This is a genomic window from Brevibacillus sp. LEMMJ03, assembly GCF_007197875.1.
Lineage (GTDB): Bacteria > Bacillota > Bacilli > Brevibacillales > Brevibacillaceae > Brevibacillus > Brevibacillus thermoruber.
In genome coordinates, this window is the sequence record NZ_VKJN01000008.1 from 213,210 (window position 1) to 223,270 (window position 10,061).

Genomic DNA, 10,061 nt, shown 5'->3' on the forward strand with positions numbered 1-10,061 from the left:
CAGCAGCAAGAGCCGCCTCCAAGCCGCATGGGCCAGGCTTGGAGGCGGCCTTTCACCATTTTTCCCCCGCAAACGCGTTTCCGTTCCGGCGAGGCCGGAGGGGGGTCCCGTTCGTTACGCGTTGATCTCGATAAACCAGTCCTGAACGGCCTCCCTGATCTTCTCCAAAGCGCCGGCGTTCGCCGCCTCGCAGTAGATGCGGATGAGCGGCTCTGTCCCGGACGGGCGGATCAGCACCCAATGGCCGCCGTCGAGCAGCAGCTTGATGCCGTCCATGCGGTTGATTTCCCGCACCGCAAACGGCCCCACCTGGCCGGGCGGCACCGCCAGCATCTGCTGCATCCAGCGGTCTTTTTCCGGCAGGCGGATGTCCAGCCGCGTCGAAAACAACTCGCCAAACTCGTCGCAGACCTCCTGAAGAATCTGGTCGATGCCTTTCTTTTCCCAGGCGCACATCTCCGCCAAAAGCAGGTTGATCAGGATGCCGTCCTTTTCCGGGATGTGGCCGAGGATGCTGGCTCCGCCGCTCTCCTCGCCGCCGATCAGCACGTCTCCCCGCAGCATCTGGGCGCCGATGTACTTGAACCCGACGGGCGTCTCCACCAGGTCCAGATCGTACCGGGCCGCCATCCGGTCCAACAGGTGGGTGGTCGCCACGGTGCGCACGATTCGGCCGCGCAGCCTCCTGTTTTTCACCAGGTGGCGGGTCAGCAGGGCGAGCACGGCGTTGGGCGGCACGTACCGGTAGAAACGGTCAACGGCGCCGAAGCGGTCCGCGTCTCCGTCGTTGGCCAACCCCAGGTCGGCCTGCCGGTCGACGACCTCCCGCTTCAACAAGGACAGATGGTGATCGTTCGGCTCCGGCAGGCTGCCGCCAAAAAACGGGTCGGCCGTCTCGCGGATGCTGACCGTTTCCACCCCCGCTTCTCCCAGCAGTCCGCTTACGTAGCCAATCCCGGCGCCGTGCATGGGATCGATCACGACCCGGAGCGGTGATTGTTTCAGAACGTCCAGGTGGACCATTCGCCTGAGGTGCGCCTCGTAGTGCGGACGCAGCACGATCACCTGCAGCAGCCTGCGCGCCTTGGCTTCTTCCAGCGAGATGTCCCGGATGCCGCCCGCCTCCTGGACCGCCCGGATCAGCTCTTCCAGCCTGCCGGTGATCTGCGGAGCGGCCGGTCCCGCATAGTCGGGAATGTACTTGATCCCGTTGTACTCGGGGGGGTTGTGGCTGGCGGTGATCATCACCGCGCCGCTGGCGGCAAAATGCTTGACGCCGAACGCGACGGCCGGCGTCGGCGCCGCTTCGTTGACCAGATAGACGCGAATGCCGTTGGCGGCCAGCACGCCTGCCACCGTCTCGGCGAAGCGGCGGCCCAAAAAGCGGGTGTCATGACCGATGATAATGCCTTGTTCCTGATGGCCGATCTCCCTGGTATAGGCAGCAATGGCCTGGGCGACGACGCGCACGTTTTCCACCGTGAATTGATCGGCGACGATGGCGCGCCAGCCGTCCGTGCCAAAGCGGATGTCGTTCACTGCGATTCACCTCTCCTCTCTTTGCCGGATCTCGTTTGCTTTGTCCACGTAACGCAGCACCGTGGCGACAAAGGTGGCGTGCGACCAGGTGAGCGGCGCGACGGAGACGGGCTCGCCGGTGTACGGGTCCAACTGCTCCGACAGCACGCCGCTCTCCATCGCGTGCCGCACCACCCAGGCGAGCCGCTCCCTTGCTTCGCCCAGTTCTTCCAGCGACCGCGCTTTCTCAATCTCCCAATCGGCTACCCACAGCGTGCAGATGATCCAGGGGTTTCCCGGCACCCTGGCCGTGTCGTGGGCCTTGCGAAAATACGGATCTCCCTGGTACCGGGCGATTCCGCCCACCGGCGTATCCACCCGCAGGCTGTGCTTGACCGCCTCCATCGTGCTGACCACCCGGGGATCGTCGGCCGGCAGCACGCCCAGGGCAAACAGCCCAAACAGGCTGCTTTCCACCGTTTCATCCTTTTCCAGCTTTCCGTCCGGCCGCACGTACACCCCGCGCAAAAACCGGCCGAGGTCCGGGTCGTACAAATGCTGCAGCATGGCCGAACGGACGCGCTCCGCCCCTTCGTCGTAGCGCTGGAAGCGGTGGTCGTCGCCAAACAACTGGGCAAACCGGGCCGCCGCCTTGAGTCCGGCGTAGACGGCGGCGCTGGTAAAGGTAAAGATCCCTCTGCGCTCCTCCCACAAATCGTAGCTGGGGAGAGGAAGCTGCCATTCGGGATGGAGATGGGACAGCAAAAAACGGGCGGCCGGCCTGACCAGCGAGGGATACAGCCGCTGGCAGAACTCGATCTGCTTGCCGCAGCGGTACATCTCCCACAGCGCGTGGAGGACGAGCGCCGTCTCGTCTTCCTGGATGGGAAGCTGGTGCTCCCCGTCCCGGACAAACGGGTGCCAGCTCGAACCGACGGAACCGTCCGGGTTGTACTTGTGCAGCAGATAGCCGTCGTCCGTCAATGCGTCCCGGCAAAAGCGAAAAAACGGCGCCACCGTCCCGCTGTATCCCGCCCGGGCCATTGCGCAGGCGACCAGCGCCCCGTCGCGCGGCCACATATAGCTGTAATGGTCGCGGTTGTACTGCAGGATGTCCGAGTCGTTGGCGGCCAGAATGGCGCCGTGCTGATCAATCTGCGTCTGGATGATCAACAGGCTCTGTTTGTACAGGCGGACCACCTCGGGGGGCAGGTCGGCAAAGCTCCGCTCCTCCTTGTTCACCCAGCGCCGCCAGTAGACGTCCACCCGCGACAGCAGGCGGTCCGCTCCGCTGTCCAGCACGTACTGGTTCAATTCCTTGACCGCCGGGTACGTGTCGCCGACGCACATCCAATAGTACAGCGTCTGCTCTTCCAGCGGCTCCAGCACGAGGCGGAACGAGACGGTGCTGTCCACCGAGCCCTGCGCGATCGTGTTTCCTTCCAGCAGCCCGTCCTCCGCGTCCCGCCAGGTCCCTTCCGCGTAATTGAACCGCTTGATGCCCACGCTGTACTGGAACATGCCGTCCTCCGCCGTCCGGCCGTTCACCATGATGTAGACGCTGCGCTTGTAATGGTACACGGTGTGAAGCAGGGGATCGTACACGGCCGTATCCCCCACTTCGGTCTCGTTCAGGCTGAAGTCGTGATGAAAGAACAGGCGCACTTCCCGCGTCTCCGCGAAGTGGTTGCGGACACGGACCTGTTTTAAGTAAATCGGGTCGCGCTGATGCACGCCGTCCGCGATGCATAGCGTAAGCCCCAACTGCTCGTGACGGGCGGTGACGTCAGTCACGAGCGACTCGTTGCGGTAGCCGAGCTTGCGCACCCAGCCCTCTTCATCCAGCCAGGAAAACCGCCCCTGCACCCAGATGCCCAGCTTGCAGAAATGACCGCCCACGTGATTCAGTTCCCCGACGTACGGATAGAAGAGATCGCGCATGTGCAGTCTGTCGTCAAAGTTGATCAGCAGCTTTCCGTTGCCCACCACAAGCGGTCTTGGCATGATGTCACGTCCCTTCCGATCTGAAAAACTTCACGAGAAGGCTCCCGAAAGCGGAACGCGCGTTATCGGGACTGGAACTCCGCGATCCGCCGGGCAAACGAAGCGGCGAGGGTGGCCGCCGTTTCCGCCGTCACGCCCTGCGAAATGATATTGACGTGGGAATCTTCCGTATCCGGCAGGATCAGCACCCAACCGTGGGCGTCGTACACCTTGATGCCGTCCACCAACTCCAGCGGCTTGCCTTTGTGTTCCTCCAACATTTTACGCATCACTTTTCCCTTCCATGCCCACGGACAAAACACCGTCGTTTTGTCCATGTGGCATGCCGGGAGCTGAGCGGCCAACCGGCTGAGCGGCTGCTCTTCCCGGGACAGGTACGCGAGGATGCCGACCAGGCTGAAGACCGCGTCAAACAGCGGATGGAACCGCTCGTCCGGCGACACCTCCATCATCGCGCGCGGCGACAGCTTGGTGCGGACCACGTCCACCTGCATCAGCCGGGCCAGGCGCTCCACCTCTTCCGGCGCGCTGACCGGCAGGCCGATCTGCCGCCGATGCCCCCGGCATGCGAGGAGCTGCAGCGCCAGAAGCTGTTCCGGCGAAAGCCGCTCTCCTGTTTCCGTGAACAGCTCGAACTGCTCGCCGTTTTTGTGCAGGCGGACTGCCAGATCGACACCGTGCCTGCCGACCCCTTCCGCGACGGCGCCGTACACGGCGGTCACGCCCAGCGCGCAAAACAGCGGAGCCAGAAACGCCGGCAGGAAGCGGGGCTCGCACTCGACCAGCAGTTTGAACCCCCGGCGCTGGATCGGCGCCGTGTCGATCTGCTCCAGGAGCTCCCGCGTGTAGGCCTCCTGCACCTGATGTTCCACGTGCAGTTCGCCCAGGTGGTGAAGCGAACGGACATACGTCTCCTGCCAGTAGGCGGTTTCGATTTTCCGCTCCCAATCGCGGGAGACCGGCAGCCCCAGGTGGTCGACGAACTGGATCACCACCTGTTTCTCCTCGGCCGGTTCGGCCATGTGGATGTGGATCCCGCCCTGGCATTGGAACCGGCGGACGCCGTACCGGTTAACCGGCGCGATGCAGATGCCGATGTCGATCGTGTCGATCCCGGACGAGCAGAGACTGGTCATGATGCTGTGCTTGAGCAGTTGGGCAAACGGATGGGCGCAGGCGGACAGGGCGATCCGGCTGCCCGGTTTGAGCAGATAGGCGTATGCGGCAGCCAGCCGGGTCACGAATTCCGGCGTGATCTCCACATTGCCCAGCCCTTTGATGCCGTGGCTGCCGAACAGGTGTTTCGACTGCTTCGCCCCGTAGATGAGTGACGTGTGCACGTTGGCGCTTTCCCCGATTTCCTTGTGGGGCCAGATCTTCACCCCGTCTTTTACCACCGCCTTGGCACCGATCCGGCAGTGGTCGCCGATGACCGCGCCCTCGCCCAGCAGGACGCACGGACCGACGCTCACGTTTCGGCCCAGTGTGGCGCCCGTCAGTTCCGCCCGCTGGCCGACGAAGGCGTTTTCCCACAAAATCGACTGCCCCAGGCTGGTCCCGGCGGAAATGACCGAATGGCTGCCAAGCACGGAGTAGGCGCCGACCGACACGCCCGTCTGCAGATGGACGTTTTCCCCGATGTACACAGGCCCTTCCAGCCGCACCGACGAATCAATCCGCACGTGGTTTTCGAGGAAGATGCGAGGGGCGATCTCGCGCGCGTCAATCTCCACCCGCACCCGTCCGTCCAGCATGTCAGCCTGTGCCTGCCGGTACACCTCCAGCGACCCGATATCCGACCAGTAGCCCTCCGCCGTGTGGCCGAACAGCGGCAGACCCGCGTCCAAAAAGGCGGGAAACAGCTCTCTGCTGAAATCCACTTCCCTCTCTTCTTCTATATATATATAGGAAAGCACCTCGGGTTCAAAGACGTACATGCCGGTGTTGACCGTATCGCTGAACACTTCGGCCCAACTCGGCTTTTCCAGGAACCGGGTGATTCGTCCGCTTTCGTCCGTCATGACGACGCCGAATTCCAGCGGCGTCTCCACTCTGGTCAGGATCAGCGTGGCCAGGGCGCCGTTTCGCTCGTGAAAGCGGACAGCTTCCGTCAAATCGATGTCCGTCAAGGTGTCTCCGCTGATCACAAGGAACCGGTCATCCAGGAAATCGGCGCAGTTCTTTACGCTGCCCGCCGTACCCAATGGCGTCGATTCTTCGAAATAGGTAAGCGAGACGCCGAAGCGCGAACCGTCGCCAAAGTAGCTGCGGATGGCATCGGGGAGGTACTGCAGCGTGACCGCGATGTCCGTAATCCCGTGGCGTTTCAGCAGGTGAATCGTGTATTCCATGCAGGGCCGGTTTAACAGCGGCACCATCGGTTTGGGCGTATGGACCGTCAACGGGCGCAGGCGGGTTCCCTTGCCGCCGGCCATGATCACTGCTTTCATCAACCGTTCCTCCTCTCGGTCAGATCGAAGTTGCCAAGGCTGAACCCAACGAACGATACAAATCCAGCGTCTGAAGCGCCAACCGGTTCCAGTCGTACTGACGCAGGATGTCCTCCCGCGCCAGGCGGACCAGCCGCCCGCGTTCATCGGGGCGGTGCAGGAGCCAGCACAACTGATCGGCGAGCGAATCGGCGTTGCCGGTGTAAAAGGTGAGCCCGTTCTCGCCGTGGCGGACGATTTCCCGCAAGCCTCCCGTATCGGCCGCGATCACCGGCGTCCCCAGCGACATGGCCTCCAGCGCCACGATCCCGAACGGCTCGTACAAGCTGGGAAAAACGGCTGCGGCAGCCAGCCGGAAGAGCAGATTGCGGCGGACGTCGTCGACGAAGCCGAGAAACCGGACGCGAGACGACAGCCCCCGCTGCTCCGCCGTCTGCCGCCACTCTTCCAGCATCGGCCCTTTTCCCGCCAGGACGAAGACGGCTTCCGGGTGATCGTGCAGAACGCGAGGGGCCGCCTCCAGCAGCAGGTGAACCCCTTTTTCCCGCACCATCCGGCCGACAAACAAGATCACCGGTCCCGTCCCCAGCCCCAGTTCCTCCCGCACGCCGCGCATCCGCTCCTCTTCATCCGCTGTCGCGGCCGGCGGGCATTCGACACCGTTGGGGATCACGTCGATACGCTCTTGCGGTACGCCAAACAGCCTGTTCACCTCCCCGGCCATGTAGCGGCTGCACACGATGAGGCGGTCAGATGCGGCGGAGAGGCTCTCTTCCCGCTCGTGAATCCGCTGCTGCAGCGGGGTGTGAATCCCTTGGTGACGGCCGTGCTCCAGCGCGTGGATCGTCGTCACCAACGGCAGCTCAAAGCGCTGTTTCAGCTCCAGCGCGGCCCATCCGACCATCCAGTCGTGCGCGTGGATGAGATCGGGCCGAAAGCCCTGCCGCACCAACCGTTCCGCCGCGTCCGTCATGGCCAGGTTGAGCTGAAATACCCAGTCGAGAAATTCGCTCTGCTCTCCTGGAACGTAGGTGTTGAGCCGATGGACACGCACCCCGTCCACCAGTTCCGCCTGCGCGGCCGTGCCCGGCGCGGCTGTCAGCACGTGCACCTCCACGTGCTGCCTCGCCAGATGGCGGGCCAGGTCGTACACGGCCCGGCCCAGTCCGCCGACGACGCGGGGCGGAAACTCCCAGCTCAGCATCAGCACCCGCAGCCCTTCTTCACGCTCCTTGCCGGCGGCGACATATTGACGCGATACGTTCACTCTATGCGAACCTGCCGGCAAATAGTACCGTAGGTCCACAGCGGGGAAGAGCGGATACGCCCGCTCTCTTGCGGCCAGACGTTCGGGATCGATCGTCCCCGCCCGAATCTGCTCCATCAGTTCGCGAAAGCAGGCCAGATGGTCGTGGGTGCGGCGGACGGCGTAGTCCACCACTGTCTGGCCGTCCATGATAAACGCCCAGTCGCTGCTCTGCGCCAGCATCAGCTCCCGGGCCGCCTGCTGCAGTCCGCGCCGCAGCAGCGGACGGGCCTCATGATCGTCGTGGGTCTCTTCCACCAGTTCGATCAGCTCCCGCTCGGCCTGATGCAGGTGGCGGTAGATCCAGCAGTTTCGCTCGTTGAGCCAGACTTCGCCGTAGCCGTTTCGCCCCCAGGACGACATCGGCAGACGGCCGCGGTCGATCTGGGGATAGTCGTCCAGGTAGGCGGACGGCGTGGTCAGGCTGATCACCTGTGAATCGCAGGCCGTCTTGCGCAGCAGAAAATCGAGGAATTGCGGCCCTTCGTACCACCAGTGGCCGAACAGTTCGGCGTCGTACGTGGCCGTGATCAACGGAGGGCGATCCAGCCATTCGGCCGCCTGCACCGCCTGCGCCTCCCGGCTGGCAAGGAAATGACCGGCGTGAACGGCCGCCTTCTCCCTCGCCCGGTCGGGATCGTAAATGGCTTTCGGCACGTCCCGCCCGGTGATCCGGTGGTACTTGAGGCCTGTATGTACGCGGATTCCCTCGGGATGAACGTACGGAGCGATGTACGCCCAGTCCAGGTCAAACCCGATGTCCCGGTAATATTCCCGGTAATCGTAATCCCCGGGATAGCCGGTGACGGAGCTCCACACCTGACGCGATGCCTCTTCATCGCGTGGAAAGGCGGCTACGTCGTACGGGGTCAAAAGCGGCGCGAACAGCCCCCGCCGCGGCTGGGGGGTGGCGTGGCGAACCGTGTGGCTGTCGGTGAAAAAATAGCGGATGCCCGTTTCTTTCAGCAGGCGGTCCAGCCCCGGGGTATAGCCGCACTCAGGCAGCCAGATTCCCGCGGGACGGCGGCCGAGAATGCGCTCATGCGTATCAATCCCCACCATGAGCTGGGCCCGGATCGCCTCTTCCGTCTCCACAAAGGGGAGAAACGCGTGAGTCGCGGCGCAGGTGATCAGCTCCACGCAGCCGCTCTCCTGCAGCCGTTTCAAGGCGGGAATCAGCGCATAATCCCACTTGCGGCAGTACGCGGCGATCTCCCGAAAGCGCCGCAGATACATCTTCGCCACGCGGTGCTCCTCCGGGCTGCCGCTCGTCCGCCTGCATTCCTTTCCGGCCAATTCGACCGTTTTGGCGAGATGGCGCTGGAACCTCTCCCGGATCAACGGATCGTCAAGCATGGACAGCAGCGGGGGCGAAACGGCCAGCGTGATGCGAAACGGGATGCTGTCCGCGAGCAGTTTGTCAAACACCAGCAAGAGCGGGATGTACGACTCGAGCATGGCCTCGTACACCCAGCGCTCTTCCAGACGATCGTCCCGCTCGCCATCCCGCACGTAAGGCAGATGGGCGTGCAGCACGAGGGAGAGATAACCGTTTGACACCACAGACACCTCGCTCATTTTGACGTTTTGGGATAGAGGGAATAGGAGGAAAAGTTCTCAAACCAGGCAGGCACACGCGTGTCGACGGCCGGCTCCACCAACGGCTTGCCCCAGGCTGCCGGGTGATTGCGCGGTGTCGCCGCCGGCTCCGAGCGCAGGATCGGATAGAAGCGCTCGCGGTGGAACAGACCGAAGTCGGCGATGTAGGTCCTCCCCGGCTGGACGTCATGCACGAACCAGGAGTGGGCGCCGTCCGACACGGTCACGTCCCGGTGGCCATGAGCGTTGGTGCCGTCAAACAAGCGGTCGGTCACGTCGTAGAGACGCAGCCCCTTGTCGATCTGCCGGTAATCTGCCTGCAGGTAGGAAGCGACCATCCGCATGCGCGGCCAGGTGATCTCCCAATAGACGAACAGCACCGTCGGACCCTGCACCATCAGTTTGACGACATCCCGCCCGTAAAACGGCGGCAGCCGCCACGCGTCGTCCGGTCGGTTCTGCGACGGAGCGGCATTCCGGCTGGCGGCAGGTTCGGCCTCGGAGCGCGATCTGCCCTTCTGCAACCGGTATTTCACCTGGCCCACGGTCAGCCCGCATTCTTTGGCGATTTGCGCGATGGACATGGACTGCGAGCGAAGCTGTAAGATTCGTTCCAACATCGTTGAACGCTCCTTTCTGCCGGTATTCCTCCAAGCCCGTGACAGGCGGAGGCGACGGGTCATTTGCCAACAATGCCATCATAGCCAAAACCGCCCATCAAAGACTGTCGAACGATGTGTGCACATCCCTTCTTCTTTTGTCGAGTCCCCGACTGTTTTTCGTCATGGGAACACACAAGCCGCAGGGCGGCGGGACATCCGTGGAATCGCTGGGGGCCAGTCCCGTCTTCCCCGGGAAATGCGGCCAGAAAAAAAGCCACCTGTACAGGTGGATATGACGGTGAATCAGAAAAATTTTTTTCTTTCCTGCTCTTCTTTCAACAGTTCCACCGCTTCGCGAAATCTCAGCGAGTGAACGATTTCCCGCTCGCGGAGGAATTTGAGGCTGTCCATCAGGTCAGGATCGTCCGTCATGTCAATCAGCCATTGATAGGTGGCTCTCGCCTTTTCTTCGGCGGCAATGTCTTCGTACAGATCGGCGATCGGGTCTCCTATTGTACTTCGAGGCACGATACCTTTTAAAATTTAACCGAACCAATGGGAACCTGATACAAGAGCAGTAAT

Annotated in this window: 5 protein-coding genes and 1 pseudogene; all 6 read right to left on the reverse strand. The window is 63.0% G+C overall.

The window, feature by feature from the left end:
- Positions 1 to 114: 114 nt before the first annotated feature.
- Positions 115 to 1,539 carry a phosphoglucomutase/phosphomannomutase family protein gene (locus FOI68_RS12615; protein WP_185973937.1) on the reverse strand — a complete coding sequence of 475 codons (1,425 nt, stop codon included), beginning with the start codon at positions 1,537 to 1,539 and terminating at the stop codon, positions 115 to 117.
- Between the two features lie 6 nt (positions 1,540 to 1,545).
- A complete protein-coding gene (locus FOI68_RS12620) occupies positions 1,546 to 3,522 on the reverse strand; it encodes a glycoside hydrolase family 15 protein (RefSeq protein ID WP_044899432.1) in 1,977 nt (658 codons plus the stop codon).
- Between the two features lie 62 nt (positions 3,523 to 3,584).
- Positions 3,585 to 5,972 (reverse strand): sugar phosphate nucleotidyltransferase, encoded by a 2,388-nt coding sequence (locus FOI68_RS12625; protein ID WP_143863378.1) that lies wholly within the window; start codon positions 5,970 to 5,972, stop codon positions 3,585 to 3,587.
- 19 nt (positions 5,973 to 5,991) lie between these two features.
- Entirely contained in the window at positions 5,992 to 8,838 is a 2,847-nt protein-coding gene (locus FOI68_RS12630; protein ID WP_143863379.1) for a 1,4-alpha-glucan branching protein domain-containing protein, read from the reverse strand.
- Between the two features lie 14 nt (positions 8,839 to 8,852).
- Positions 8,853 to 9,497, reverse strand: coding sequence for a DUF4912 domain-containing protein (locus tag FOI68_RS12635; RefSeq protein WP_143863380.1), 645 nt, complete (start codon positions 9,495 to 9,497; stop codon positions 8,853 to 8,855).
- Between the two features lie 285 nt (positions 9,498 to 9,782).
- Positions 9,783 to 9,989: pseudogene (locus FOI68_RS12640) on the reverse strand (manganese catalase family protein); the annotation flags it as partial.
- Positions 9,990 to 10,061 lie beyond the last annotated feature (72 nt).

Excerpts from the sequence above, each read along its gene's own strand:
- FOI68_RS12620 (WP_044899432.1), bottom strand. The coding sequence starts at position 3,522 with ATGCCAAGACCGCTTGTGGTGGGCAACGGAAAGCTGCTGATCAACTTT.
- FOI68_RS12625 (WP_143863378.1), bottom strand. The coding sequence starts at position 5,972 with ATGAAAGCAGTGATCATGGCCGGCGGCAAGGGAACCCGCCTGCGCCCG.
- FOI68_RS12635 (WP_143863380.1), bottom strand. The coding sequence starts at position 9,497 with ATGTTGGAACGAATCTTACAGCTTCGCTCGCAGTCCATGTCCATCGCG.